Here is a 26779-nt window from a genome sequence, read left to right as displayed (position 1 = left end):
ATAGCTAGCTGCAACTCACTTCACAGCGTCATCTAAGGCTAACTCTTCATCAAGACCTAATGCACCCACTCAATGAGGAAGCAGGGAACCGCTTGATGGTGTTAAAAATCACCTTAGATGCAATAGATATTACCGACTTCAGCCTTATTTCATGTACATCATCTATGCTTTATTCCAGCTAGGCCAAGCCGCCAATGCTACTTGTTTAACCCGCCGCTCGTGTTACACTCGGGCTCTCATTTTTGAATAGCCATTTTGATAATATTCCTATGAAACAACTGCTCGATTTTCTGCCTCTAGTCATCTTTTTTGCTGTCTATAAGTTCTTCGATATCTATGTAGCCAGTGGTGCCTTGATCGCCGCAACAGCGCTACAATTGATAGTCACTTATGCCCTCTACAAGAAGATAGAGAAAATGCATCTGGTCACCTTCGTGATGGTCACCTTTTTCGGTACCCTCACCTTAGTGTTTCATGATGACACTTTCATCAAATGGAAAGTAACCGTCGTTTACGCACTATTTGCTATCGCTCTCGCAGTCAGCCAGTTCATCAACAAGCCGATCCTAAAGAGCATGCTAGGCAAAGAATTAATCGTCGAAGACAGAATTTGGGCCCATGTCACTTGGTATTGGGTCACCTTCTTCATCGCCTGCGGCCTTATCAATATTTATGTGGCCTTCAGTTTGTCTCAGGAGACTTGGGTTAATTTCAAGGTATTTGGCTTAACCGCGCTTACCCTATTGAACACCGTAATTACCGTATTTTATCTATTCAAACACATGCCTGAAGAGCATAAGAAAGAGTTAACTAAGAAGTAGTCCGGCACTGATAATGAGTCACAAGACATCAGGTCTGGGCGCTTAGCTAGCCTAATAAAAGGAACTAAAACCATGTGGTATATGATCTCATCACAAGATGTTGAAAACAGTTTAGAGAAACGCCTTGCCGCTCGCCCAGAACATCTGGCACGCCTACAACAATTGGCCGATGAAGGTCGTCTGCTAGTGGCTGGTCCTCATCCAGCTATCGACAACGAAAATCCGGGGGAAGCGGGCTTTACCGGTTCACTGGTGGTTGCCGATTTCCCATCGTTAGAAGATGCTCAAGCCTGGGCCGATGTGGATCCTTATATTGCCGCCGGCGTATATGACAAGGTGATCGTTAAGCCATTTAAGCGCGTACTGCCATAACATACGTTTAGTAAAGGACTCTGAATAGATGAAAATAGTTTCTTTCAATATCAATGGTATTCGTGCCAGACTGCATCAACTTCAGGCGTTAATAGACGCCCACCAGCCTGATATCATAGGTCTGCAGGAGACCAAGGCACACGATGATGTGTTTCCGGCTGCCGATGTCGAAGCCATGGGTTACAAGGTACATTACCACGGTGGCAAGGCCCATTACGGCGTTGCCATGTTATCTAAGCTCGAACCTGTCAAGGTGCAGAAAGGCTTCCCAACGGATAGCGAAGATGCTCAGCGCCGTATGATCATGGCAAGCTTCACCCAAGAAAATGGCCGTCCGTTGACTGTGCTCAATGGCTACTTTCCTCAGGGTGACAACATCAGCCACGAGACTAAGTATCCGGCCAAGCGTCAGTTCTATAAAGACCTGATGACTTACCTGAACGAGCACCACACGCCAGATGAAGATATCGCAATTATAGGTGACATCAACATCTCACCAGTGGATCTTGACATAGGCATAGGCGAGCCAAACGCTAAACGTTGGCTAAGAACCGGTAAGTGTAGCTTCCAGCCTGAAGAACGTGAATGGCTGAAGACTCTGATGGATTGGGGATTACTCGATACCTTCCGCGAGCTTCACTCGGATCGCACTGAGCGTTACTCCTGGTTCGATTACCGTAGCAAGGGTTTTTTGGATAACCGTGGCCTGCGCATCGATGTGGTACTGGCGACTAAGTCACTCAATGAACGTCTGGTCGAATCAGATGTGGATTACGATCTTCGCGCTATAGAGAAACCATCGGATCACGCCCCGATCTGGAGTTCGTTTAGCTAACTCTATCGGTAGCTCTGGACGAGCCGACTTATAAAATTTAAAGGCCCATTGCTAGTCTACGCTGCAATGGGCTTTTTGTTCCCTCATAACCCGCACTTGATATCTCACCATTCGCCATTAACAATTGAACAGTAATAGAGTTTTTGCTCAGCAATAGCTGAGTTTGCAACCTAGGGATACTAGTTTGTCATCTTTAGTCACTATCGTTCACTTATCATTCTCTAAAAAGTAAGTAATAGTCGAGAGGCAGCGGCTAAATAATCGCTAATAAAAACTAAAATACGCGAAGTGTTAACTAGTCTCACTAGAAAACAGGAACGCGAACAAGCATTGAGGCAAGTATGGAAGCATCGTTTTGGAATGGTAAACGCGCCCCGGGGATCTCTGATTCCATAGACTTAGAACAATACGGCTCGGCTATTGAAGCCATCGAAGAAGCCTTTACCAAATACGCAGATAATCCGGCATTTACCAGTTTGGGGCACACTCTCAGTTATCAAGAGATTAACCATTACAGCGCCGCGTTTGCCCATTACCTGCAAAACCAAACATCACTCGTCCCGGGTGATGCTATCGCCATTCAGATGCTCAATACCCTGCAATACCCCATCGCCGTGTTTGGTGCATTACGGGCGGGACTGCGTATCGTCAATACCAATCCCTTGTATACCGAACCTGAGATGATTCATCAGTTTAATGATTCAGGCGCAAAAGCCCTTCTGTGTATGGATATCTTCGCCAAGTCGGTTGAGAACATTCAGACAGAAACGAGTCTCGAATTGATCATCACCACCAGCCTTGCCGATATGCTGCCCCCAGTGAAACGCGTATTGATCAACTCCACCGTCAAACACATCAAGAAGATGGTCCCCAATTACCACCTTCCTCAGGCAGTATCATTCAGGAAAGTCCTGAAACAGCATTTAGGCAAGGGATTTACCCCTGCCCATCTCGATAAACCAGACGACACCATAGTCCTACAGTACACAGGAGGCACTACAGGTGTCGCCAAGAGCGCCGAGCTCACTAATACCAACATCATCGCAAATATGCTCCAAGCCGGCGTAGTGACACATCAGCATGATGAACACGGCGCGCCTATGCTGGATGATGGACAAGCGATCATGGTCGCTCCTTTGCCCCTGTACCATATCTACTCTTTTACTGTGCATCTAATGGCATTTTTCAGACTGGGTCAGCACAGCATACTTATCGCTAACCCAAGAGATACCGAAACCTTCATCAAGGCGATGAAACCTTTTAAAATAAATGGCCTGATGGGGCTGAACACCCTTTTCGTTTCCTTGATGGAAAGTCCGAGTTTCAAACAAATCGATTTTAGTGAAATGAAATTCACCCTGTCCGGTGGCACAGCGCTGATGGACGATACCGCCAAGCGCTGGAAAGCGCTCACCGGCGTTGGTATCTCCGAGGCTTATGGCCTGACCGAATGTTCACCCGCCGTATGTATGAATCCAATTAATGGTTTAGAGCGATTAGGCACCGTGGGTCAAGCGCTGCAACACACGGCGCTCAAGTGTATTAATGCTCTCGGCGAAGAAGTACCTATTGGCGAGCGCGGTGAGCTCTGCGTCAAAGGTCCTCAGGTGATGAAAGGCTACTGGAATCGCCCTAAGGCCACCCGAGAGTCATTCACTCAAGACGGGCAATGGCTGCTCACCGGTGATATCGCCATTATCGATGAAGATGGTTTCGTCAGCATAGTCGACCGGGTCAAAGACATGATCATAGTTTCTGGCTTTAACGTCTTTCCCAATGAGATAGAAGGCGTGGTAGCGACTCACCCTGATGTGGTTAACTGCGCCGCTATCGGTGTTGAAGATACTAAAACCGGTGAGGCGGTTAAGCTCTATGTTGTCATACAAGACAATGCCTCACTGACAGGAGAAGAGATCAGAGCGTTCTGCAAGAACAAGCTCACTGGTTATAAAATCCCTCGTCAATTTGAATTCAGGAGTGAACTGCCCATGTCGCCTGTGGGAAAAATTCTTCGGCGCAAACTAAAAGATGACAATAGAACAACAGAGGAAGCGAGCAAACAGAGCGCTTAGGGTGTCTGTTTCTATAGCCGTATCTATCTTCTATTTCTCTTTATTTGGACTTATATTTGCCGTTCTGAAGCGCCCAGGCGCTTCGCCCGTCCAACGTTTAAAGGCTCGCTGAAAAGCAGTAGGTGAGCCAAAACCTAGCAGGTAAGCGATTTCACCTAAGGTTAACGCCGTATCCTGTACATAACTTATGGCTAAGGTACGGCGAGTATCATTCAAGGTTTGTTGAAAGCTGCCGCCCTCCTCCACCAGTTTGCGCCTGACGGTCCAGGGAGCCATGTTCAGCTGCTCCGAGACTTGTTCCAGTGTCGGTGTACTCCCGTCTAGCAGAGGGCCAATGACACGGCTGACCTTCTCATGAAAACTCAATCCCAAACGCACTTTTTCCAGCTCTTCATCTGCGCCTCTTCTGAGTAACTCAAAAGTTGGCGCACTTCGATTGATACAAGACCAAGCTAATGCTTCGGCTTTGATAACGATATAGTTGCTCGCTTGTTCAAACAGTACCGGACAATTAAACAGCTCATGGTATTTGTCTGCATAAACCGGAGCAGGAAACTCGAAGCAGACTTTCTCAATCCCATCCTCTCTGCCGCTCAAATCTTGAATTATCTGGCACCAACCAGACAAGACGGAATCGACCACGAAATAGTTATAATCGTTATAGGGCTTGATGGAATAAAACATCAACACCCCTTGGCCTTGCGCAACACCATACTCTCGACTCAGCGCCAGATACTTATCCTGCTCCATGCCAAACGCCTGACTCACAAAAAATTGCGATTGACCTCTGGAGTTATATTTATTGAGGAGCTCAAAGGTGGCTATCTGATGGCAGGCTTGCCTGAGATCTTGGGCGCTAAGCGCCAATAAGCCTGCAATCCCTAAATTGGTCGCCGTGGTGACCTCTCCCATAACCAGCCCAAGCCAAGGTAATTCACAGGCTTGTATACAGTCATGACCCAGACGCATAAATTTAGGAATACTCACCCTGGCATCGGGAGATGCTAAAGAGATTGAATCAATAGAATATTTATCCAATATTTCATCGCACTCAACCTTAAGGTGCTCCATCGCCTTGAGCATGATCTCAATATAAGAAACCGAAATGTCACCTAGCTTCATACTCGTTCACCATGTAAAAAACCTTTCATAATGCAAACAACAGTCATTAATTTGTAATCTTTAGTCATTGGCCAATCCTATCATTCGCTCTATCTTTAACCAAGAATAAATAATAAAAGGGAAGAGAGATGAGCAACTCCTATCCACATTTAATGGCACCACTAGATTTAGGTTTTCGTACAATTAAGAATCGCAGCTTGATGGGCTCGATGCACACTAACTTAGAAGAAGCCCCCAACGGATTCGAACGCATGGCAACCTACTACGCCGCGCGGGCCGCTGGCGGCATTGGTATGATAGTCACCGGTGGTTTTGCCCCCAATATCGAAGGCGGCGGCATGCCCAATGCCACCATGATCGCCACAGATGAAGATATCGAAAAGCACAAGTTAATCACCCGAGCCGTGCATAAAGAAGATGGCGTGATCTGTTTGCAAATTTTGCATACCGGACGTTACGCCTATCATCCAAAGCTGGTGAGTTGCTCACCCTTGCAGGCACCAATCAACCAATTTGTTCCCAGAGAACTAGATGAAGCAGGCATAGAAAAGCAGATCCAGGACTTCGTCAACTGCGCGCTTAACTCACAGAAAGCCGGTTATGATGGCGTCGAGATCATGGGTTCTGAAGGTTACTTCATCAATCAATTCATCTGTAAGCGCACCAATCACAGAACCGACCGTTGGGGTGGCAGCTATGAAAACCGCACCCGATTAGCCCTTGAGATAGTTCGCAGAACCCGTGAAGCGGTCGGTGAAGCGTTTATCATCATCTTCAGGCTCTCCATGCTCGACCTAGTCGAAGGCGGCAGTACCTGGCAAGAGGTAGTCAAGCTAGCTAAGGGCATCGAAAAGGTTGGCGCGACGATTATCAACACAGGTGTTGGCTGGCATGAAGCCCGCGTTCCCACCATAGCCACCAGCGTCCCGAGAGGCGCCTTCGTCGAACTCACCAAACGCATGAAGAAAGAGGTGAGCATTCCGCTTTGTACCACCAACCGCATCAATACCCCGGAAGTCGCCGAAGAGATCCTCGCCGGGGGTAATGCCGACATAATCTCCATGGCCCGGCCTATGCTTGCCGATCCTAACTTCATGGCCAAGGCTCAAGCGGGAAAATCCGATGAGATCAACACCTGTATCGGTTGTAATCAGGCCTGTTTAGATCATATTTTCCAGATGAAACTCGTGTCTTGTCTGGTGAACCCCCAGGCCTGCCATGAGACCGAACTGATTATAAAGCCCACCAAGCAAAGCAAGGAAATCGCCGTGGTTGGCGCAGGACCCGCGGGTCTCGCCGCGGCAACGACCGCAGCAAGACGTGGGCACAATGTCACCCTGTTCGAGGCCGACGACAAGATTGGCGGTCAGTTCAATATTGCCATGCAAGTACCGGGTAAAGAGGAGTTCAGCGAAACCATCAGGTACTTTAAGAAACAACTCGAGCTCACCGGCGTCAATGTCAGGCTCAATACCAGAGCCCGCGAAGAGGACTTGATTGGATTCAATGAAGTATTACTGGCAACCGGTATCATCCCTCGACAATTAGACATTCCAGGAATTACTAGCAACAAGGTACTGAACTACTTAGATGTACTAAGAGATAAAAAACCGGTAGGCAAGCGCGTGGCCATCGTAGGCGCTGGCGGCATAGGATTCGATGTGGGTGAATACCTCTCACATCAAGGGCCGTCCACCAGCCTAGATAAAGATGCCTATATGAAAGAGTGGGGAGTGGACCTTAGCGGCTCGACGCCGGGTGGTTTAATCGAACCACAATGTGAGCCCTCTCCACGAGAGATCTTTTTACTGCAACGCAAAACATCGAAAGTGGGAGCAGGTCTAGGTAAGAGTACGGGCTGGATCCACAGAACCGTGCTGAAAAACAAGGGCGTGAAGATGCTCAAAGGTGTGCAGTACAACAAGATTGATCATGCGGGACTTCATATCTCTGTCGATGGTGAAGAGCAACTGCTCGAGGTGGATAACATCATCATCTGCGCCGGACAAGACTCACATAGGGCGCTGCAGACTAAGCTTGAGGCACACAAGGTGAACGTCACCCTGATTGGCGGCGCAGATATCGCCTCAGAGCTAGACGCGAAACGGGCGATTAAGCAAGGCACCGAGGTTGCTGCAGCTCTTTAATTGCCAAGTATGAGTGCTGGAGGATTGAGGTGCTAGTTCCTAGGAACTAGCACCTTCTTTAAAAATAATAGCGGCTCGCCAGCTGCCACTGCTGCTCGACTAAGTCCTTAGAGTAACCTTGTTCGGCCCTAGCGGCTCGCTCTGAGTCGATGCGGTTATATTCCATTTGCATAAACCAACCTTTACTGAATTGATAGCTATAGGAGACTGTCATCCCTTGACCCTCCTCGCTGTTATCGTCATCGAGTGTAAGGTCATTATCTGTGACACTAAAATCTTCGAATCGAGCCGATAACCTGTGTTTCTGCCATCTATGGCTAAACAAGATAAATGCCGAATCGAAGCCATTATCGACTATGTCCATGCCATAGGGAGACTGCATCAAGGTATTCCCTTTCATGTATTGAGCGATCAGCTCTATGTTATAGGGCAGACGCCACTTAGTGCCGATATGCACAAACTGAGTCAACCAGGCATATTGACCCTCTTTCACTATTCGCGTATCGGCATCATTATCGTAATAGCCCACTTCGAGTCGCCCCAGCCCCTGCATGCGCCACTGGGTTTTCACATGGTAGCCGATACGATCATCGAGCTCTAAGAAAGGATCAGACTCTTTTGCCTGAGAGCTCAATGAGCCGCCGTCCAGGCTAGGAAGCTCGCTCAAGGGCAGTTTTTCCTGAGCAAGCGTCTGACGTGAACTATTGGTCCAGCCGTGCCAGGCCAACATGGCCCCTGTGGTATCGTTATTTTGAAACAACTCGGCGGAAAATGTAAAGTCATGGCGGGAATCATGAAACTTGCCCAGATAATCCAAACTCATCTGAGCGCCAATATGGCGCACCTCTTCACCTAACCAGCTGTTGATCCCTGAATAAGTTAAGGTGTAGGGAGAAGACCAGGCGGTAGCGATATTTTCCATGGAGATCTCAGGATACAAGAACCCCAGTTTACCACTCAAACGTAATCCATTGTCCCAGGGCAGACCCTTGTATTTCAAATAGGCCTCGGTAATACCGATATTATCCCGCACCCCATCCCAATAGGCATTAGCCACCACATGGGCAGAGAGCGGACTATCCCAATCGATATTATAACTCAGACCCATTTGAGCCAGAGAGAGTTGGCCGTCCGGGTTGAATCTAAATTTGCCAAGCCCACCATCGACATAGGAGGTGATGCCGTCGGTATAGCTGGCCCTGACATCTATGATGCCAGAGATACTCTGCTCGGCAGCGAGTCCCACTGACGAGTACAAACCCAGTATCCATACCCAATATTTCATCCATGCTCCTCTGTTCTATCTTGTTCTCGATTGGTACACGATCCCTAATTAGCGACAGGGAAATAGATCAGTAACCTGACTTTGCCAACCAAGCGACTAAGGTGTCGGCATCGGCTGGCTTAGAGAGATAATAGCCTTGCCCCATTTCACAACCTCTCTCGGCGAGCCATTTCAGCGCGCCCTCATCTTCAATGCCTTCGGCGACGACACGTAAACCTAAGCTGTGGGCCAACTGTAAGGTCGAGTTCACTATGATTTGGTCATCTAAGTTAACCATCAGGTTTTGCACAAATGACTTGTCTATCTTTAACTCATCCACGGGTAACTGCTTAAGCTGAGCCAGAGACGAGTAACCCGTGCCATAATCATCGATAGATAACTTCAAACCATACTTTTTCAGCACCTTGAGTTGCTTGATGGCATTCTCAGGATCGGACACCACGGCATCTTCGGTGATCTCTAAGGTTAACGCTTCTATTGGCACATTTCTATCTGAGATAACATCCAGCACATATTGACAAAAATTGGCATCTTTTAAGTTCTCCGCCGAGATGTTTATCGCTATGCCTAAATCTATACCTTGGGCTTTCCAACTCAGATATTGATCGATAGCTTCATTCATCACCCAACGGGTTAACGCGTTCATCTGCCCCATCTGCTCGGCAATAGGAATAAACTCATCGGGAGGGATCATTCCCCTGTCGGGATGCTGCCAACGCACCAGTGCCTCCACATGGGTCACCTTATTCAAGGTTAAATCTAACTTAGGCTGGTAAAACAGCACCAATTCCCCGTGCTGTATGGCAGATTTGAGTTCGTTGATCAGCTGCAATCGCTCTAAGGTGTTCACATCTATTTGTTGATTATAGATCTGTTGCTCCAGCTTATTCTTCTTAGCATGTTGCATCGCCGTATCGGCTTGACGGAGCAAGGTTTCTAAATCACTGGGATAATGAACAAAGCTCACGCCGATGGTCAACTGTAGATGCAAGGAGATGTCTTGATAGCGATATTCGGCTTCGATATTTTTCTGCACCTTAGCCAGTAAGCTACGCAGAGCCTTAGGAAAAGTGTCTTTAAAGGCTAATACGAATTCATCGCCGCTCATACGACACACTAGGCTGATATCATCGATAGAAGACAAGCGTCGCCCTATCTCTTTTATCACCTCATCTCCCACCACATGTCCTAAGGTGCCATTCACCTCGGTCATGCGCTTAATGTTGATCAAACAGATAGCCACGGCCGATTTAGCGTCAAACCAGGGCTGAGTCACACGTTCTAGCTCGTTCTTGTTGGCTAAGTTAGTCAATGGATCGTGGTAGGCCTGAAAGGCAATCTTGCTTTCCCGGCTGAGAATCGCCCGCTGCATCACAGTAAACTCTTCGGCTAGCTCTTGCATCTCTATGCTATTGCCCACCTGCACCTTAGAGTTGTAATTACCCTTGGCAATATATCTCGCCTGCTCAATCAATAATTTAATCGGTTTAGTCACACCACTGGATATGACGAACGCCAGCAACAAGGAGATGGGTAACATCAAGACGATTAAGCCAAGTTGCTGTAGCCATTGTTTCTGAAATGACTCGAGCACGTCATAACGGGTCAGATACATGAAAGCATGCAGCTGTTTTTCGTTTACCTCTCCGAGTGCTTGATGCCACAACACATATTCGTCATTCAGTTGACCATCTCGAATATAATCAGACACGGCCCGATAATCATAGGTATTTAACCGTTCGGCTGACAAGCTGATTAACTGATTTGTTTGCCCCGAAGATGTCACCATAAAACCGGCATTGAGTCCGGTTTTCATATGTAGTGAACGCGCTAATTCATCGCCAATGATGAAGCCAAACCCCACCCAACCGATGACATTGTTGGCCCCACTGGTTAACGGGGCGAATTTAATCTGATATATGTTATCTTCCAGGGGATAAAAAGGATTGGCTCCCTGAAATTCACTGCCCAACTGATAGCGAAATACCTCGCCTTGCTCGGGTCCGACTCTCACCTTTCCCTTCTCCATCCCTTTAGTGTTGAGCATCAGCTCACCGATAATTTCACCTTCCTTGTCCACGGCGATAGCAATATCCGCATTGATACGCTTCCTGTGATTATTCAATGCCACCAGGAAGCTGCGTCTGTCGCCATCGATAAAGATATCTTTGAGGCCGAAGTCTTTGGCCGCAGTTTCCGCGAAGGCCGAGAGGTAATAATTTCGGTCGTTGTACTCGGACTTAAACACCAATTCGGCCACCGAGCGTTGATTTTTTAACTGCTCTTGCTCCAAGCGTTTATTGGCGTAAAAAGTGATGGAGAATGAGATAGCCTGTACCGCGACCAATAAGATCACGAAGAAGGCAAATATGCGCGTCTGTATTCGATTGAATAGACCGAACATCAATAACCTTCCAAAAACTCAAAGTCATCCAGGCTCTTCTGGGACGGAATATCCCCCATAAGGGCTGAAACTGTGATGGTTAACGCCTGTGTCAGCGGCAGAGTCACCCCCTGTGACAAGCTGTTGTCTTGACTTGATAGCTGAGGGTGCCAGATCACTAAAGTATAATCGGCATCAGGTGTATTGGCGAAGCTAACCCGTCCCTTCTCATCGGTTAAACCAAAGTAAGGCGTGTCAACCACCAGCAGATGGCCACTCATCCAATCATGAACATTACATCCCATGGAGACATGGCCTACCCGATCAAACACCATGCTTTTAGTGGCGTTATCTTTGCGTAACTTAAAGGAGAAGCGCTTGGGCCCCGCCGCGGAATAGATGTGGTGAGTGATATCGTCATCGTTGACAAATTGCAACTCATAGCCTTTTTGCACCACTGTAATATAAGGGGTAAATTGCTTATTTCTCTGATGGACTTCTAGCGGCGCAGCCATGTTATCAACACTCTCCCCAGCAAGTTCTGACTGAGACCCAACAAGGAGTTTCGGTTGCAGATAGACCACCATATTTTTCATCGCCTCACCGGCCGAATTTACCAGCTTGATTGTTTCTGCACTCACAGCAAAACTTACCGTCATCGACAGGCTTAAAAGCAGCCCGCATAATAATGCTATCCCTCTATTTTTCACATCTACCTCAAGTCTTCTTATCACAGAATTAGTCATCACAGAATTAGTCATCACCAAAAAACGCTAACAGGAGAAAACTACCAGGTTTCATTTCGCCCGCGGGGAGCCACGATTATAAAAGAACGGAATAAACAATAATAAATTTCACATACCACTAACAAATAGTGATTATGTAGAAATAGCGAGCTTATGAGATAAATAATAGGCAATAAAAAAGCAAAACCAAGGTTTTGCTTTTTAAATTCGTGCTCAATGGTGAGATTAGCTGGTTCGATACTGCTGCAAAATCCCCTCTAACTCGGTAGATGAGTTGCGCAGTTCTTCCGCCAATGACACCGAACGCTGCGCTGTTTGCTTTATCGTTTCCGACTGTTCGCGTATATCATTGAGTTGCATGGCTATATCGCGTGCAGAGACACTCTGCTCCTCGGCAGAAGCGGCAATTTGTGAACTCATATCGAACACATCATTAGTCGATGCCGCCATAGAGTCCACATCTTCCCCCACTGAGACGATAGCGCCTCGACCCTGATCGGCCTGTTCGACTATCTCCTCTGTCACCCGAGTCAATTTAGTCGAACCAGACTGCAAGCCTTCAATCATAGACTGAATCTCCACCGTGGCCTGTTGGGTTCGCCCTGCAAGGGTTCTCACCTCATCTGCGACCACGGCGAATCCGCGCCCCTGTTCACCTGCACGGGCAGCCTCAATGGCAGCATTGAGAGCGAGTAGATTAGTCTGCTCAGATATACTATTAATGGTGGTCACTACCGCGCCAATCTCAGAGGCATTATGCGACAACTGAGAGACCGAGTCTGATGCAGAGCCAATCTTAGCCACCAGCCCAGAGATACGCTCAACCGCATTTGTGATCCGCAGTTTACTCTCTTGTGCTTGATGTGAATTAGCCTTAGTCTGCTCAGAAGTATTGGCAGCATTACTTGATACCTCTTCGATAGCGGCGGTCATCTGATCCATGGCCACAGCCACAGTATCTAAAAACTGATGCTGGAAACCTATTAACTCATCACTCTGTTTTGCTTGCTGATTAAATTCATCGGCAGCTTGAGCCAGAGTCGCGGCATTTCTGCCAATCGCAGTGACCATCTCACTCATATTATCTGCGCTGCGATCTATCTCGGTGGCGATTATACTGAAATCATCTTTACCGAAGAAATTAAGCCTTTGAGTTAGATCGCCATCGGCCAAACGTTTAATCGCGATATACATATCCCACAAGCCACCGCCTAAGGAAGTGGAGGTCCAGTAACTCAACTGGAACAGGGGCAGTAGACCCGCTAGAGCGATCCAGAACATGAAGTTAGCATCACTCTGAGATTCGGCTTCCCAGTCGGCCACATGAGTGTTGAGCTGCAGATACTGATTGCCAACGGCTGAGGTGACTGTGACATTATCCCCCCGGCGAGATGAGTTCACACGGCTTACCACTTGCAGACCTTGCTCTGTGGCAAATTGACTCAGCTCATTACCTTTAATGCCCTGTGAATTGGCCACAGCCGCAAAGGTATCCACCATAGCTTGCGCCTTGGCTTGACTCGCCTGCACAGCGTGCTCTCTTGCATCATTCAAATTAACCAGAGCAATACTGGCAGTGATCAGTGCTACCAAAGAACAAACCAGCCAAAACTTACCGTTCAGGCTCAGCTTGATCATCAAGGCGTCAATCTTTCTAAATTCAATTTGTTTCATGTTTTTTACCTAGGTCCTAGTTCGGATAATCACTCTTTATAGGCGACCATATCTAATGCTGTTAATCGTTAGTGGTCGTTTGAGCGGTGACTTTATTTGCAGTTGATGTCCCCATAAACGCGCGCCATCTCTGAGTCAGACTAACAAGTTGTCCGGTTAATAAGACCATGGAGTAACCAAGCAGTGCGCCCAGTATTAATGCTGGCAAAATATTGGAAATATCACCAACCATAGCGAAAGTAATACAGCAACCGATAAAGGCGCCGGGAATGAAGGCGAGTTTATGATAGCTTGCTTGAAGACACATGCCAGATGTGACGATACCTGTGAGTAAATACCCCACAAAAGCCGACTCAAAATAACCACTGCCGCTGATCACGATCCAGGCCCAAAACACACCCGACAGGTTAGTTGCCCAACTCATGAGTACGCCTTGAAAACCTGGTTTAGGTTGAGCGAAATAGGTACTACAGGCTAGAAAGCCTATCCAAGTGACTAGACTGAATGAATCGGCGACGCCGGCCCAAACAGCCGCAAGTAGACCCGCCGAAATGGCGACTTGCCAACGATTTTCCATGTATTGACCCCTCATTACATAGGAAGAAGGCCAATTCTTATTTTTGATTGACCATTTTGTTGATTAAATTACTCCCTTTTGTAAAACAAAAATAGGATCTAGGACATAAACTCAGTATTAACTGCTGTTTAATTGGGCTCATGTCGCACTAATCAAGCATAAAGTTAACATTAAGACCATTTTACAGCATGCTTTTACTCATGACTAAAATGAAATTTGTAGTAATAAGACTAAATTTCATTCGCTGCAGCATTCAAAGAAATAGACGATTGCCTAAACACAAAAACGTAGAACTAGGCGATAGCCCCTAGGCTCGGGGATCACCAATGCAACCACAGACAAATAGGATTTTATCATTAGTTCCTGGCTTCCTAGTTTCATGATAGGTATCGACCTAAACGATGGCCTAAACACAGAAGCGTATAACTCGGAGGAAGCCCCCAGGACTCAGGAATGACCGAGGCGTCACAGACAAACAAGCCTTTGACTCCCGTCTCCAGATTTTCATCCACCAGTTCACCTATCTTGGCGCCGCCCCCGGGATGTGCAGCAAAGTGATGACTATTAAATATCTTAGTCGCCCCCGCCTCAGTCAGAATACTTCGGGCAAGCTCAGTACCACGAGCCAGCCTGAATTTATCATCTGAGGTCAGTGATTTATTGAGCCATTTCTGACTTATTTTCCCGCCCAGCTCATCTTTAACCTTCACCATGATACTTAAGGTTTTGTCGTGTGCCATAAGCCTGTCTACGCGACCCACTTGCGTCGCAAACGCCAGATACAAAGGCTTAGGCAAGGTGAGATCCGCAAGCGTTATACCTTCATCGCTCAAATGCATGCCTGCGGCCATGGGGATCTCTTGCCCGCCCATCTGATCTGGGTTGCACTCCAGATCATTCACCGTTCCCATCACGGCAATCACAGGGTCGACAAAGTAATCTTTACCAGCTTGATCAAAACCGAATGTATCTAAACCCACTGATGCTAAACATGAGTTCTGCAATATTCTCGGCGAGCCCACGCCACCCGCCGCAAGAATGACCTTGTCCCCAAGCAGAGTATGCACACTGCCAGCTTGATGATATTCGACGCCTAGGACCCGCCCATCTCTTTGTAATACCCGCGTCACCTTAGCTTTCGTCACTAAGGCCGCTGCGCTCTTTATGGCTGAATCGACAAATTCACGCGCCGTCCATTTGGCATCAAAGGGGCAACCATAGGTACAGCGATAACAAGATGCACGGCATTTATCTATATGGACAAATTTCTGCAATTTCTGCCAATCGTGTCCTAGAGACAACGCCCCCTGATGGATCCGGCCCGCTAACGGGCCAATAAGATGATCGGGCAAGGTATTGATGGGCAGCTCTTGACTCATGGCCGCTAAGTCTTGTGTCAGGTCTATGCCGTACTTTTGAAACATGGCTAGCGGCGGTGCCATGGCCGTAGCAAAGTTAATCGCCGAGCTGCCGCCGACGGTAATGCCACGCATCAGCAGTGACATGTCGGCATGCATCAAAGCTCCTCGGCCCGGAATTCCGGCAATCTTCACCATCTGAGACAATTGACCAGTCAGAGGTGCATCATCGCCCCATTCCAGCATCACCACAGATTGCCCGACTTCGGCGAGTTTTTTAGCCACACTTGCACCACCCGGTCCTGTTCCAACTATGATGACATCGACTCTTTCTGTATCAGGCTGCTTGCCATTCCCTACCAAGTTGCACACCCTCTTATTTTTAAAGTTTGAAATACCAACCTCATTAAATATTTTCTCAGTTCAGAGCCACTCAGGATTTTCAATTCAAGGCGCATTGATGTAAAAATGGTTATTCCCTTTTAAGTCAGTGAAACACAGAAGTGGAATGCCTGAGAGGCTCACGTAGTGCGGGTTTCAAAGCACTTTATGCTACGTTACATGTTCTCGATATAGAATCACTATTAGCTTCAAACATTCGCCTTGCCTACAGCACTCTGAACTCCCGCTGAACGATCACATATTTAATAGGGTTGGTATAATACGAGCCAAAGAAAAAAATACCAGTCAAACTGACTGGTATTGCTATTTTTCAACAAAGTCCGATAAGCAGAGTTAATGCTTACACCTTAAGCTGCTTACTCACGGGTAGGTCTCGTATTCTCATTCCTGAGGCCGCAAAGATTGCGTTGGTCAGGCTAGGCGCGACCGGAGGAACGCCTGGTTCGCCTACGCCTGCCGGCGGCGCATCAGACTCGATAATAATAATCTCGATTTCAGGACATTGGGGCATTCTCAACATAGGGTAGTCATGAAAGTTTGACTGCACTACCTTGCCCTCTTTAAAGTCTATCTCCCCCATCATGGCCAAACTCAAGCCAAACATCACCGCGCCTTCGGTCTGAGATTTAACTCTGTCAGGATTGACCACAGTGCCAGCATCTATGGCTGATATCGCCTTTAGCACTTTCAACTGCTTATCCTTGGAGACTTCGACGAATAAAGCCGTTGCCACGAAAGCGGTGAAACTTCTGTGAACCGCAAAGCCCCAACCTTGGTTATCACCCGCAGTGCCTGCTTTTTCCATGGCCTGCTCTACCGCATCGATTACGCCTCGATATCTGGCAATGTCCACAGGGTGACGGGCAAGATCTTCGCCATAGTTACCGTATTTAAACTCTTGATTGGTAAAGGTCTCTTGGCGCACATCACCAAGCAGTTCTTTCCACATCACAGTGCTGGGCTTATTGGCCTTCACTGCAAGCTCATCGACGAAGCTGCCGATGCCGAAGGCATGCTGAATGTTACACACTGAGCGCATCCAACCTATACGGGTATGAGCCTCGGCCTTAACAGCTTCACACCTTAAGCTCTTGACCGCTAGCGGCACATCGACAAAACCTAAGTCCAGCTCCCAGCCCGCGGGGTAATCTGCGCCTTCGGAGAAGGTTGAGCCTATGCTCGGGAAACCTGAGCGCTGCAGTATCGCCTCTGGCATATTATCAATGCCAATTTTTGCCTGATAAAGCTGAGCACTGATCGCATGCAAATAGCCATTTTGGATCTCATCTTCACGGCTCCAACACACCTTGATGGGCTTGCCTGCTTTTTTAGACAACAAAGCCGCCTCGACGCAGTAATCAGGCTTAGACTTACGCCCAAAACCGCCGCCAAGCAAGGTGACATTCACCTTTACTTGCTCCTCTTTAAGCCCTAAGGCACTTGCCACGTTCTGCTGTACACTTTGAGGTGTCTGAGTCGATGCCCACACTTCACAGCCATTCTTAGTCACATTTGCCGTGGCCGATGGTGCTTCCATTGGTGCATGAGCAAGATAAGGCACGCTATACAAGGCGCTGATGGTACTTTCTTTAGGCCAGTCCGTGACCTCTTTTCCTTGCTGGCGCATCAACTTTCCGGGCTGACTGACCCGCTCTTTTAGCATATTAAGATACGCTTGAGAGTCATGGCTATCATTGCTCGAATCTGTCCATTCAATCTTTAACGCCTTGCGTCCCTCAAGAGCGCTCCAGCTATTACTGGCAATAACCGCGACGCCACCTAAGGGATAAAACATGGGTGCGCCTTTCGTCGCTGACAGCTGAATAACGTCTACAACCCCAGCTACTTTTCTGGCTGCGCTATCATCGAGTTTAGCCACTTCACTACCAAACACTGGGGGGCGAGTGATACTCGCACACAGCATGCCGTCTACCTGCACATCATAACCATATTGCGCCTTACCCGTGAGCATGTCCTGCATGTCGACAATAGCGTGAGACGCACCTATATGTGTGTACTCTTTGGGAGATTTAAGGGGCAAGGTTTCAACATCTGGCAACTTCACTTTTGACGCCGCCATGGCGAGTTCACCAAAACTGGCACTCTTGCCCGATTTAGCATGATTCACTCGGTTGTTGCTCGTCGAAACTTGCGTTATCGGGACCTGCCATTTATCTGCGGCGGCTTGTTCGAGCATGGTTCTGGCCATGGCCCCCATCTCACGCATCTTATCGAAGCCTTTACGAATACTGCGTGAACCATCGGTATTTTGACTGCCGTAACGCTTATCGGCCAGGCCCTGAACCACAACCACATTATCCCAGTCGGCACCTAACTCATCCGCCAGGACCTGAGCTATGCCGGTACGGATCCCTTGGCCCATCTCAGAGCGGTGACAGGTCAGATACACCTTGTTATCTTCACCGATAGCAATAAATAAATTGAGGCGTGACTCTGCGCTTTGAGCCATCACCATGGGGCTCCAACCTAGGCCACTGGCTCCCAATGCCAGGCCGCCTCCTGTGGCACCGAAAAGCTTAAGTACATCACGACGGCTAAAATTCTGCGTAGCTGTGAATGAACTCATGCGGTCACCTCCTGCTCATCACTTTTCACATCGCTATGCTGTGCAAAAGTTTGCTGACCGGAAGCTGATTTAATGGCTGATTTGATGCGGGTATACGTGCCACAACGACAAATGTTCCCCGCCATAGCTTCATCGATATCGCTATCGCTGGGCTTGCGGTTTTGGCTTAACAGCGCCGCCGCCGACATCAACTGCCCGGATTGACAGTAACCACATTGGGGGACCTTATGCTCCGTCCATGCTTGCTTGAGCTTATCCGCCTCAAGGCCTTCTATGGTAGTTAGCTCTTTGCCTTGCACTTGGCTCAAACTGGTTAAGCAAGCTCGAGCAGGCTTACCGTCAACGTGAATAGTACAAGCGCCGCAAAGGCCCGCACCGCAACCATATTTAGTACCGGTCAGGCCCAGCATATCACGCACGGCCCACAAGACTGGCATCTTAGGATCGGCGTCCACCTGGAACAGCTTGCCATTAATTTTCAGTGTCAGATCGGTATCAGACATTACACACTCCTTGTTTGTTTAACCTTCATAGCATTACCTTATCGAGAGAGACCTGCTCTGCTTTATGAAATACACCATGGCACTGAGACAAGATGCTCAAGGCCACAGATTCGGGAAGCTCCCCTCCCAGGGCAATACCTGCGGGTGCCGCAAACGGGCAGCTAAAATCAGCTAGCGACAACCCAGATTTTTTCAATACTTTATCTCGCCTATGAGCTGGCCCCAATAACGCCACATACAGAATATTTTCTGAAACCTGGCAGGCAAATACTAATGCCTTGGCATCTAACTCAAGGTTGTGCTGCATGATAATGACTCCATCTAAATTATCAGCGAAGTTATCAGGTAGATCGTCTATCGAATGCTTAAATATTTTGGCTCCAGGAAAATCATAATTTCTGGCATAACTGGCTCTTTCATCAATAAGATCAATCTGCCAGCCTAGATTAAGCGCCATCGACACCATAGGCTGGGCATCTAAACCGCCACCAAATATGGCAATCCTAAACCTGGGCCGCATGGGCACGACCAGCTCGCTTCTATCGGTTTGCAAGATCCCTGCTCGCGTAAAGTCATCGACAGAAAATGCGGCATCGCAATACTCGACAATTTTAGCGCTGACATTAGCCAGATCAGTATATCTTCTGGGCAGAGTCAATTGATAAAAGAAGGACTCACCTTTATGTAACTGCTCGGCAAGCTGATGAAAATGCAGATAATGGTTATCTCGGCTCAGTGGCACTAACATGAGATCTACGATGCCACCACAACCTAAGTGATAACTCGCATCGGTTTCATCGCTGGCATCATATTGCACCAGCATGGCTTGCCTTTTCTGTATCGCCATCTGTGCATGGCGTCTCAAGTCACCCTCTAAGCAGCCACCACTAAGCATACCAATCGCACGCCCCAAGGGGTGAAACAGCATCATGGCACCGGGTTTACGGTAAGAAGAACCTTGTACTCGAGTAATGATGGCCAGCACCCAGTCATCGGTTGGCGCAGACTGCCAATGGGAGAGAATATCTTCGATATGATGGGACATATCCATTTGTCTCTTATTGTTATCGATACAGAAAATCTAAGCTAACAGAGATGTTTAATGGAGTGAATAGCCAATACATTGCAAAATATTTCAGCTTAAAGTTAGCTAAACAGCTGATCTGCCACGAAAGGATTTTGATCTCGCTCAGTGCCGAACGTCGAAATGGGACCATGACCAGGAATAAACTCCACATCACGGCCCAATGGCCAAAGGGTTTGGGTAATTGAATGGATCAAGTCTTGATGATTTGACTGAGGAAAGTCGGTGCGACCAATTGAGCCATGAAACAACACATCACCCACCCATGCAGTACAGCTGCTGGCCGAGAAAAACACTATGTGGCCCGGTGTGTGCCCCGGACAATGCAGCACCTCTAACGTCAAAGCACCTAAGGTCACGGTATCACCGCTTTCAAGATATTGCGTCGGCGCAAATGGCTCACAATGCACAAATCCAAAATGCTTGCTCTGCTCTGCTAGATTCTCTAACCAGAAACTATCGGCCTTGTGCGGACCTATGATAGGTATGCCAGCATGCTCGGATAGTTTCTTAGCCGCACCTACGTGATCGATATGACCATGGGTCAATAGTACTTTTTCCAGCTTAACCCCAAGCTTGTCCACCTCAGTCAATATTCGGTCCATATCTCCGCCAGGATCCACTACGGCTGCGGCCTTAGTTTTGTCACACCAGATAAGGCTGCAATTTTGCTGAAATGGGGTGACTGGGATAATCTGGTACTTCATAGGTTTCCGCCTAAAGCTAGCTATCTAATTCGGGGATGTTAAATGACTCTTTAATAAGAGGTGTTAATACAAGAGATTGGCATTCTCTACAAGTACCTTTGCATATTAAGTTAAGGTTAAGCCAAGTTCACTATTTTCTCTCTCGGGTATGCGCATAAATTGATCTAGATCAATTTATATCAAGCCAGCCTAAATTATCACGCAATTTTTAAACTTTGTATCTGCAGTGATTTTGTATACAATTTGCCAATAAACACGTTCTGCTCACCATTGTAGTGAGACACATAATGAGCATCAATTTCTAACTCTATTGTACAAGGCCTCCATGAAATCTGACTTAACGTTTGCAGGATTAACAGCCATAAAGCACAGCTTCTCACTCCCTTTAGATTATGCCAATCCCAAAGGCGAGCAGATCAAAGTATTCGCTCGTGAGCTGGTTTCCCCTGAGAACCAAGACAAACAACTTCCATACCTGGTATTTTTTCAAGGTGGTCCAGGTTTCGGGGCAATTCGCCCCGCCGCCAATGGAGGCTGGATTAAGCGCGCACTGACAGAGTTCAAAGTCTTACTACTCGATCAACGTGGCACGGGCCTCTCTACCCCTGTGAGTTATCTGAGCCTGAATCATATGGACTCAGAAGAGCAAGCCCAATACCTGACGCATTTTCGCGCCGATAATATCATCCGTGATGCCGAAGCGATACGTGCTCAGCTTTGCCCAGATGAACAATGGAGCATCTTAGGCCAAAGTTTCGGTGGTTTTTGTGTACTTAAATACTTAAATGATGCACCACAAGGATTAAAGGAAGCTTATATCACTGGCGGCATGCCATCACTGACCCGCCACGCAGATGAAGTATACCAAGCCACCTACAAACGAGTGTTAGCGAAAAACCAAGACTTCTTTAAGCGCTTCAGCGATGCCCAGACACTTATCACTCAGCTAGCCGAGCACATCAGTAACAATGTGGTCCGTATCGCCACGGGTGAACGACTCACCGTCGAGATGCTACAGCTACTCGGGCTTAACATAGGCATGGAGCAAGGCCCAGAATCGGTTTACTACTTGCTTGAACAGGCACTTATCGAAACTGAGTCAGGTACAGAGGTTAACCCGCTTTTTCTGGGACAATTCTGCCAGCAGCTCGATTTCAACACCAACCCTATTTTTGCCCTACTCCACGAGAGTATCTACTGCCAGCAAAGCGCCTCAAATTGGTCGGCTCAGCGCGTTCGCGGCCAATATGATGAATTTAACTATGAGTCAGGCAAGCCCTTCCTGTTTACCGGCGAGATGGTCTACCCTTGGTTTTTCGAGCAGTTCACTAATCTTAAGCCACTCAAACATACCGCCAACTTACTCGCGGAAAAATCTGATTGGTCACAGCTATATGACTTAGACACCCTAGCGAACAACCAGGTGCCCGTCGCAGCAGCCATCTACAGCGAAGATATGTTTGTCGAGATGAACTACAGCCTGGAAACCGCCAAGCAAGTAGGCGAGCTAAAGTATTGGTTAACGTCTGAGTATGAGCACAACGGCATCCGCATGGATGGCGAGCATATTCTTGATAAACTGATAGCACTCAATCGTGGCAAGCAGCTGCGATAGCTGATACCACTCACAAGGGGTGACAACAATCCTCACAAAGGAGGGACTTGTGGGATAACAAGTTTCAAATATCTTTTTTGTGAGTTCATTGGCGGTTTGGTACTTGGTTAGTTTACTAAGTACCCTAGTGTTATGTTTATTTGTCACCTTGTTAGTTTCATGACTCTGCCAACTCGGTTAATTTCGAACCTGTTAGTTGATAGCCTATCCACTCATCTTTTGATTTAGCACCAAGAGATTTATAAACATTAATTGCAGGCTCATTCCAACCAAGAACATTCCACTCAAATCGCCCACATCCATTATCAACAGTAATTTTTGCTAGATGTTTAAGGAGAGTTTTTCCAGCTCCACTGCCACGCTCAGTATGAGTAACATACAAATTTTCAAGATAGAGACCATGCTTCCCTAACCAAGTTGAGTAATTAAAAAAGTAAACTGAAAAACCCATAGGACAGCCTTCTTTCTCACAAATTACAGCTGTTGTTGTAGAATTTTCACCAAAAATTGAATCTTGAATACATAATTATGTTGCCACAACTTCATGTTCAGATTTTTCATATTTTGCTAGTTCTTTAACAAATCCCAGAATTAGACTGGAATCATCTTTATTAGCGTCTCGTATTACAATAGACATTAACACTCCTTTTTGAAACTACGCCGCAATAAACAACTAAGTAATACTTGGCTCAAATGAACAATCGTCAGCAATGACACAGCTTGAAAATAATAAGACCAATACCAGTATATTTCCCCCAGGCAATGACACTTTTTTCTAGAGACAACCGAAAGTTAAGACTCGCCTGATTCAAAAATATGCCATTAGCATTGGGCTGCCCAAGTTGTTTCCTTAAACGACAGAGTCCCCAAATGACATAAAACGGTGAAGTTATCCTCACTTCCTAATCTAAACTCGATTGTAGCGGAATAGAGTTGGAGTAGAAACTAACGCTTAGCTGAACCAAGAATAAAATAGGTTTAATCAATATTACTGAGATGGCAGTAATATCAGTTTTCCTACAAAATTTTTAGCCATAAAATCCTGTTGTGCACTTTTAATTTCCAGTAATGAATATTGTTTTGCGACTAAGGGCTGAAGCTCACTACGTTCAATATATCGGATCAGGTTTTCGAACACTGCTCTTGATTGATAGGTGCAGCCAAAAAAACTCAAATCCTTTAAATATAACGTTCTGATATCCAATTCCACTATTGGCCCCGCTATAGCTCCCGCAACAGTATAACGGCCTCCTCTTCGTAGTAGTTCTGGGAGTTCGGGCCATTGCTTTCCTGCAACGAGATCAATGACTACATCCACTGAGTTTTTCCCCAAGGAATTAAGCAGGTTCAGTCCACGTTGGATCACTTTATCTGCGCCGAGCTTATAAAGCTGCTCCTTTTTATTTTCACTACAGATAGCAATGACCTCAGCATGACGTCGTTTGACCAATTGCACCGCAGCTGAGCCAACACCACCCGATGCTCCTGTAATGAGAACTGTATCATTGGCTTTAACATTGGCCCGATCGATCATATTTTCAGCCGTTGAATACGAGCATGGAAACGACGCTAATTCAGCATCACTCAAGAAGCTTTGAATCGGAAATGCTTCTGTTGCCAGTACCTTAGTATACTGGGAAAACCCACCATCACATTCAGAGCCATAAGTAATACAACTGTACTCAGCCGGTGTCATTACCGTTTGTTGCAAAGTTCGCACCAGCACCCGCTCGCCAATTCGGTCAGAGCTGACTTGTTCACCGACAGCGACTATTTCACCACAACAATCAGCACCTTGTATCCGAGGAAATTTAACTGGAATACCAGACCAACTGGCATCATCCTCATTAATAGTCTGAAAACTATCGACAGCACCAGCATCAGTCTGCTCTTTTACGCATTTTGAATACCAACCGACACGGGTGTTAATATCGGTATTGTTCACCGCACTAGCTCCAACTTTGATCAGTACCTCATCATTTTCTGGAATTGGCACGGGCAAGTCAGTACGATACTCAAGTTTTTCTAAACCTCCGTGGCCAGTCAATAGAACGCCAGACATTTTCTTAGGTAGTTTGTTCATTGTGATATCACTCTCCTCGATCTCATTGGACGACATAAATTTGTTCACATTATTGCGATTCAGACTCTTTCTTCACCTATCAGCGTTTCAAAGCCGGAGCAACTCGACTACCTATAACAATAAAAAAAACGTATGATTCAGCCAAGCGAATAATAGTTAACCCACGATTCAGAATTATTGAACTGAGCTGGAAACTACTGATTTATAGTTTAATTTGGAGTGATGGAAATGAATAAAAGATTGAAAATGGATCTATTACTCGATCTTGAACTATTGCGAACTTTTGTCATGGTTGCTAAGACCGGAGAATTAAAGAAAGCAGCTCAAGCTATTTTTCGTTCTCAAGCTGCCGTTAGTATGCAAATGAAGAGACTAGAGGAATTGGTTGGTTGCACTCTGATGAAACGCAATAACCGAGGGATACAATTAACCGATGCCGGAGAAACCCTGCTCGGCTACAGCGAACAGTTTCTGAAACTCAATAACGCAACCTTTTCGGCATTAAATGAGCGAGACCTGTCCGGGCAGTTCAATTTTGGCGTTCCGACGGATTATGCTCAAGATTTTTTAAACTTCTTTATGCCTATATTGACCCGTGAAATACCAAACCTTGAAGCAAAAATAATCTGTGACCGCAGTCGAACCTTACGAAAGAAGCTTAAAGCTGGCGAATTGGATATTGCTATTGTTGCAGGCGAACCAGACTACACTGATGATCAATTGCTCTGGAGTGAGCGATTGATCTGGTCAGCCTCAGCCCAGATCAATGTGGAAGAACTGAAAGAAATACCTGTCGCCATTTATGATGATAACTGCATCATCAGCGATTTATGCATCAGTGGACTGAAAAAGTCCACTATTTCATATCGGCAGGTATTTAGCAGTTCAATACTTGAAAATGTCGCCACCGCCGTTCATTCCGGTTTCGCCATGTCACTGTTGCCAGAATCGATGTTTGATAGTTGCAAAATACAAGAGGTATCTTCAAGTATTTTAAAAAGTAATTCAGTACTCAATATGAATATGATTAATTCACCAATGATAGACGAACCAATACTCACTAAAATAGCAGAATGCTTGCGGCTAGCCAGCAACACCCAACGATTAGGAAGTCGATCTGTTTAGGCTGGTTTCAAGTGTTCTACCCAATCGAATAAAGGATTAGCTCAGATAGGGTAAAGTCTGGTTAGCAGGGTATGAATGAACAATTAATCTAAGTAGAAGTGAGGCACAAATGCCCACCCATAAACTGAGGGTTAAATACAGCTATAAATCATGATGTTAGCCTCACTAAATCAGGTAATAGATGACAACAAAGACTAAACCTTCAAGCACTCTTCCCAACTACCCATAGTGAGAATGCAATCAGACTTCATTCGAGGACTAGCAAATTTTGATTTTGGGCTGATTCTTGCCAGCTTAGATTGTTCAGCCTAACATGCTTTGCGATATTGAACTGCACCCGGTACAAGTAGAAAAATAGAAGTGCCAACTACTCTAGACGCATACCTATGTATCACTTTCTATAATATTTCAAGTGAGTAATCCAGCTGTCTCAGTGGTTTCTTCCTAGTTGTCATCATCTGGATTCATTGCCTCTTTTATTTCATCACTGCCGAACCCTTTACGGGATAAATACGCATAGGCTTTCGACTTTCCTTTATAGTCCGATAAGTCATAGCGCTTTTTAGCCAGCTCATTTTTACAGCTTTGATAAAAATCGACATTCTCTGTGAGCGTTAATTGGTACAGAGTGTCTTCAAAGTCGCTCACATCAATCAGCCGCTGTTTTAGTTCCTGCAGGATGAGGGTTTCGCCTTTACCTTTGTTGAATAGTTTGATTATTTCAGTTGTTAAGTCGGCTTTGTCTGCTTTTACGGCTAATTTACTGCGCAGTGTTTCACGTTGTGGATGTTGTGATAATGCGTGATCAATTTCTACACGAGAAAACCCTCTTGTGGTCATCTGGGCATAGACTTTTTCTCTGTTGGTGCCATAAAAGTTAACGAATCTGCTTAGCAGCCTAGATGTGGCCATCGTAAAGGCATCGACTTTTTGCTCGTCCATCACTTGCTCTATCGCAGTATCAATCTCGGTAACGGATATGCCGCGCCGTTGCAACTTACGCCTTATCGCGCCTGCACCGAGTTCATTACTAAAGGCCATCTCGCAATAGCGTACCGTAAAGTCATAGTCATTTTTTAAGTAACCGTTGTCTATGAGTTTGGCGAGTACTGTCTCAATCCACTCTTGATTTTCGGTTTTACGCTCAAGCTTGGTGCGAATTTCATTTATGGTAAAGTCTTGCTGACCAAGGTGCCAATAGGCACTATTAAAAACGTTATCTATGGTTTTGGCTTGACGTAGTGGTGGGCGCTGCATAACAAATTGATCTTAAATTAAAAA

The 26779-nt window shown here is 46.5% G+C and carries 21 protein-coding genes; 7 read left to right on the top strand and 14 right to left on the bottom strand.

Annotated features, from left to right (window positions below):
• The first annotated feature begins 269 nt into the window (after nt 1-269).
• The 4 genes from FS373_RS03235 to FS373_RS03220 all read left to right on the top strand — a co-directional run bounded on the left by FS373_RS03235 (nt 270) and on the right by FS373_RS03220 (nt 4100).
• Entirely contained in the window at nt 270-821 is a 552-nt protein-coding gene (locus FS373_RS03235) for a septation protein A (protein ID WP_144047135.1), read from the top strand.
• 72 nt (nt 822-893) lie between these two features.
• The gene (locus tag FS373_RS03230) at nt 894-1193 is read left to right on the top strand and encodes a YciI family protein (RefSeq protein WP_013052083.1); all 300 of its coding nucleotides are present in this window, start codon (nt 894-896) and stop codon (nt 1191-1193) included.
• A 28-nt stretch (nt 1194-1221) separates the two neighbouring features.
• Nucleotides 1222-2028, top strand: coding sequence for an exodeoxyribonuclease III (gene xthA, locus FS373_RS03225; RefSeq protein WP_144047136.1), 807 nt, complete (start codon nt 1222-1224; stop codon nt 2026-2028).
• Nucleotides 2029-2369: 341 nt separating this feature from the next.
• A complete protein-coding gene (locus tag FS373_RS03220; protein WP_152829024.1) occupies nt 2370-4100 on the top strand; it encodes an AMP-binding protein in 1731 nt (576 codons plus the stop codon).
• A gap of 30 nt (nt 4101-4130) precedes the next feature.
• On the opposite strand, the gene FS373_RS03215 is transcribed toward FS373_RS03220, so the two are convergent.
• The gene (locus FS373_RS03215) at nt 4131-5222 is read right to left on the bottom strand and encodes an AraC family transcriptional regulator (protein WP_144047138.1); all 1092 of its coding nucleotides are present in this window, start codon (nt 5220-5222) and stop codon (nt 4131-4133) included.
• A 128-nt stretch (nt 5223-5350) separates the two neighbouring features.
• Here FS373_RS03215 and FS373_RS03210 point away from each other — a divergent pair, with 128 nt between their 5' ends.
• Complete coding sequence (locus FS373_RS03210; protein WP_152829023.1) at nt 5351-7369, top strand: NADPH-dependent 2,4-dienoyl-CoA reductase; 2019 nt, start codon at nt 5351-5353, stop codon at nt 7367-7369.
• A 58-nt stretch (nt 7370-7427) separates the two neighbouring features.
• On the opposite strand, the gene FS373_RS03205 is transcribed toward FS373_RS03210, so the two are convergent.
• The 10 genes from FS373_RS03205 to FS373_RS03160 all read right to left on the bottom strand — a co-directional run bounded on the left by FS373_RS03205 (nt 7428) and on the right by FS373_RS03160 (nt 20675).
• Nucleotides 7428-8654 (bottom strand): hypothetical protein, encoded by a 1227-nt coding sequence (locus tag FS373_RS03205; protein WP_152829022.1) that lies wholly within the window; start codon nt 8652-8654, stop codon nt 7428-7430.
• A 67-nt stretch (nt 8655-8721) separates the two neighbouring features.
• A complete protein-coding gene (locus FS373_RS03200) occupies nt 8722-11058 on the bottom strand; it encodes an EAL domain-containing protein (RefSeq protein WP_144047141.1) in 2337 nt (778 codons plus the stop codon).
• Complete coding sequence (locus FS373_RS03195) at nt 11058-11696, bottom strand: hypothetical protein (RefSeq protein WP_144047142.1); 639 nt, start codon at nt 11694-11696, stop codon at nt 11058-11060. The genes FS373_RS03200 and FS373_RS03195 overlap by 1 nt, the downstream gene beginning before the upstream one ends.
• Nucleotides 11697-12008: 312 nt before the next feature.
• A complete protein-coding gene (locus tag FS373_RS03190) occupies nt 12009-13457 on the bottom strand; it encodes a methyl-accepting chemotaxis protein (protein WP_152829021.1) in 1449 nt (482 codons plus the stop codon).
• Nucleotides 13458-13518: 61 nt separating this feature from the next.
• Complete coding sequence (locus tag FS373_RS03185) at nt 13519-14034, bottom strand: DUF1097 domain-containing protein (protein WP_144047143.1); 516 nt, start codon at nt 14032-14034, stop codon at nt 13519-13521.
• Between the two features lie 377 nt (nt 14035-14411).
• Complete coding sequence (locus FS373_RS03180; RefSeq protein ID WP_322619454.1) at nt 14412-15764, bottom strand: GMC family oxidoreductase N-terminal domain-containing protein; 1353 nt, start codon at nt 15762-15764, stop codon at nt 14412-14414.
• A gap of 370 nt (nt 15765-16134) precedes the next feature.
• Nucleotides 16135-18381, bottom strand: a complete 2247-nt coding sequence (locus FS373_RS03175; protein ID WP_152829019.1) for a xanthine dehydrogenase family protein molybdopterin-binding subunit — start codon at nt 18379-18381, stop codon at nt 16135-16137.
• A complete protein-coding gene (locus tag FS373_RS03170) occupies nt 18378-18884 on the bottom strand; it encodes a (2Fe-2S)-binding protein (protein WP_144047145.1) in 507 nt (168 codons plus the stop codon). Before FS373_RS03170 ends, FS373_RS03175 begins: the two co-directional genes overlap by 4 nt.
• A gap of 25 nt (nt 18885-18909) precedes the next feature.
• Complete coding sequence (locus tag FS373_RS03165) at nt 18910-19929, bottom strand: XdhC family protein (protein ID WP_194165821.1); 1020 nt, start codon at nt 19927-19929, stop codon at nt 18910-18912.
• Between the two features lie 101 nt (nt 19930-20030).
• On the bottom strand, nt 20031-20675 hold the full coding sequence (locus FS373_RS03160) for an MBL fold metallo-hydrolase (protein WP_144047147.1): 645 nt from the start codon (nt 20673-20675) through the stop codon (nt 20031-20033).
• A gap of 325 nt (nt 20676-21000) precedes the next feature.
• Between FS373_RS03160 and FS373_RS03155 the strand changes: the two genes are divergently transcribed.
• Entirely contained in the window at nt 21001-22290 is a 1290-nt protein-coding gene (locus FS373_RS03155; RefSeq protein WP_152829017.1) for an alpha/beta fold hydrolase, read from the top strand.
• 157 nt (nt 22291-22447) lie between these two features.
• Here the strand turns inward: FS373_RS03155 and FS373_RS03150 are convergent, their stop codons facing one another.
• Nucleotides 22448-22765, bottom strand: coding sequence for a GNAT family N-acetyltransferase (locus FS373_RS03150; RefSeq protein ID WP_416221751.1), 318 nt, complete (start codon nt 22763-22765; stop codon nt 22448-22450).
• A 513-nt stretch (nt 22766-23278) separates the two neighbouring features.
• On the bottom strand, nt 23279-24373 hold the full coding sequence (locus FS373_RS03145) for an alcohol dehydrogenase family protein (RefSeq protein ID WP_152829016.1): 1095 nt from the start codon (nt 24371-24373) through the stop codon (nt 23279-23281).
• A 228-nt stretch (nt 24374-24601) separates the two neighbouring features.
• On the opposite strand from FS373_RS03145, the gene FS373_RS03140 reads away from it, so the two are divergent.
• The gene (locus tag FS373_RS03140) at nt 24602-25498 is read left to right on the top strand and encodes a LysR family transcriptional regulator (protein ID WP_152829015.1); all 897 of its coding nucleotides are present in this window, start codon (nt 24602-24604) and stop codon (nt 25496-25498) included.
• A gap of 444 nt (nt 25499-25942) precedes the next feature.
• Here the strand turns inward: FS373_RS03140 and FS373_RS03135 are convergent, their stop codons facing one another.
• Nucleotides 25943-26755, bottom strand: coding sequence for a RecX family transcriptional regulator (locus FS373_RS03135; RefSeq protein ID WP_152829014.1), 813 nt, complete (start codon nt 26753-26755; stop codon nt 25943-25945).
• Nucleotides 26756-26779 lie beyond the last annotated feature (24 nt).

The organism is Shewanella sp. YLB-07, from assembly GCF_009377275.1.
This window is presented reverse-complemented; position numbering and strand designations above follow the sequence as displayed.

What these genes read in the sequence shown, in the direction of transcription:
- FS373_RS03155 (WP_152829017.1), top strand. Translation starts at nt 21,001, where the DNA reads ATGAAATCTGACTTAACGTTTGCAGGATTAACAGCCATAAAGCACAGC.
- FS373_RS03220 (WP_152829024.1), top strand. Translation starts at nt 2,370, where the DNA reads ATGGAAGCATCGTTTTGGAATGGTAAACGCGCCCCGGGGATCTCTGAT.
- FS373_RS03215 (WP_144047138.1), bottom strand. Translation starts at nt 5,222, where the DNA reads ATGAAGCTAGGTGACATTTCGGTTTCTTATATTGAGATCATGCTCAAG.
- FS373_RS03195 (WP_144047142.1), bottom strand. Translation starts at nt 11,696, where the DNA reads ATGACGGTAAGTTTTGCTGTGAGTGCAGAAACAATCAAGCTGGTAAAT.
- FS373_RS03200 (WP_144047141.1), bottom strand. Translation starts at nt 11,058, where the DNA reads ATGTTCGGTCTATTCAATCGAATACAGACGCGCATATTTGCCTTCTTC.
- FS373_RS03185 (WP_144047143.1), bottom strand. Translation starts at nt 14,034, where the DNA reads ATGGAAAATCGTTGGCAAGTCGCCATTTCGGCGGGTCTACTTGCGGCT.
- FS373_RS03160 (WP_144047147.1), bottom strand. Translation starts at nt 20,675, where the DNA reads ATGAAGTACCAGATTATCCCAGTCACCCCATTTCAGCAAAATTGCAGC.
- FS373_RS03170 (WP_144047145.1), bottom strand. Translation starts at nt 18,884, where the DNA reads ATGTCTGATACCGATCTGACACTGAAAATTAATGGCAAGCTGTTCCAG.
- FS373_RS03175 (WP_152829019.1), bottom strand. Translation starts at nt 18,381, where the DNA reads ATGAGTTCATTCACAGCTACGCAGAATTTTAGCCGTCGTGATGTACTT.
- xthA (WP_144047136.1), top strand. Translation starts at nt 1,222, where the DNA reads ATGAAAATAGTTTCTTTCAATATCAATGGTATTCGTGCCAGACTGCAT.
- FS373_RS03235 (WP_144047135.1), top strand. Translation starts at nt 270, where the DNA reads ATGAAACAACTGCTCGATTTTCTGCCTCTAGTCATCTTTTTTGCTGTC.
- FS373_RS03210 (WP_152829023.1), top strand. Translation starts at nt 5,351, where the DNA reads ATGAGCAACTCCTATCCACATTTAATGGCACCACTAGATTTAGGTTTT.
- FS373_RS03140 (WP_152829015.1), top strand. Translation starts at nt 24,602, where the DNA reads ATGAATAAAAGATTGAAAATGGATCTATTACTCGATCTTGAACTATTG.
- FS373_RS03230 (WP_013052083.1), top strand. Translation starts at nt 894, where the DNA reads ATGTGGTATATGATCTCATCACAAGATGTTGAAAACAGTTTAGAGAAA.
- FS373_RS03135 (WP_152829014.1), bottom strand. Translation starts at nt 26,755, where the DNA reads ATGCAGCGCCCACCACTACGTCAAGCCAAAACCATAGATAACGTTTTT.
- FS373_RS03190 (WP_152829021.1), bottom strand. Translation starts at nt 13,457, where the DNA reads ATGAAACAAATTGAATTTAGAAAGATTGACGCCTTGATGATCAAGCTG.
- FS373_RS03205 (WP_152829022.1), bottom strand. Translation starts at nt 8,654, where the DNA reads ATGAAATATTGGGTATGGATACTGGGTTTGTACTCGTCAGTGGGACTC.
- FS373_RS03165 (WP_194165821.1), bottom strand. Translation starts at nt 19,929, where the DNA reads ATGTCCCATCATATCGAAGATATTCTCTCCCATTGGCAGTCTGCGCCA.
- FS373_RS03145 (WP_152829016.1), bottom strand. Translation starts at nt 24,373, where the DNA reads ATGAACAAACTACCTAAGAAAATGTCTGGCGTTCTATTGACTGGCCAC.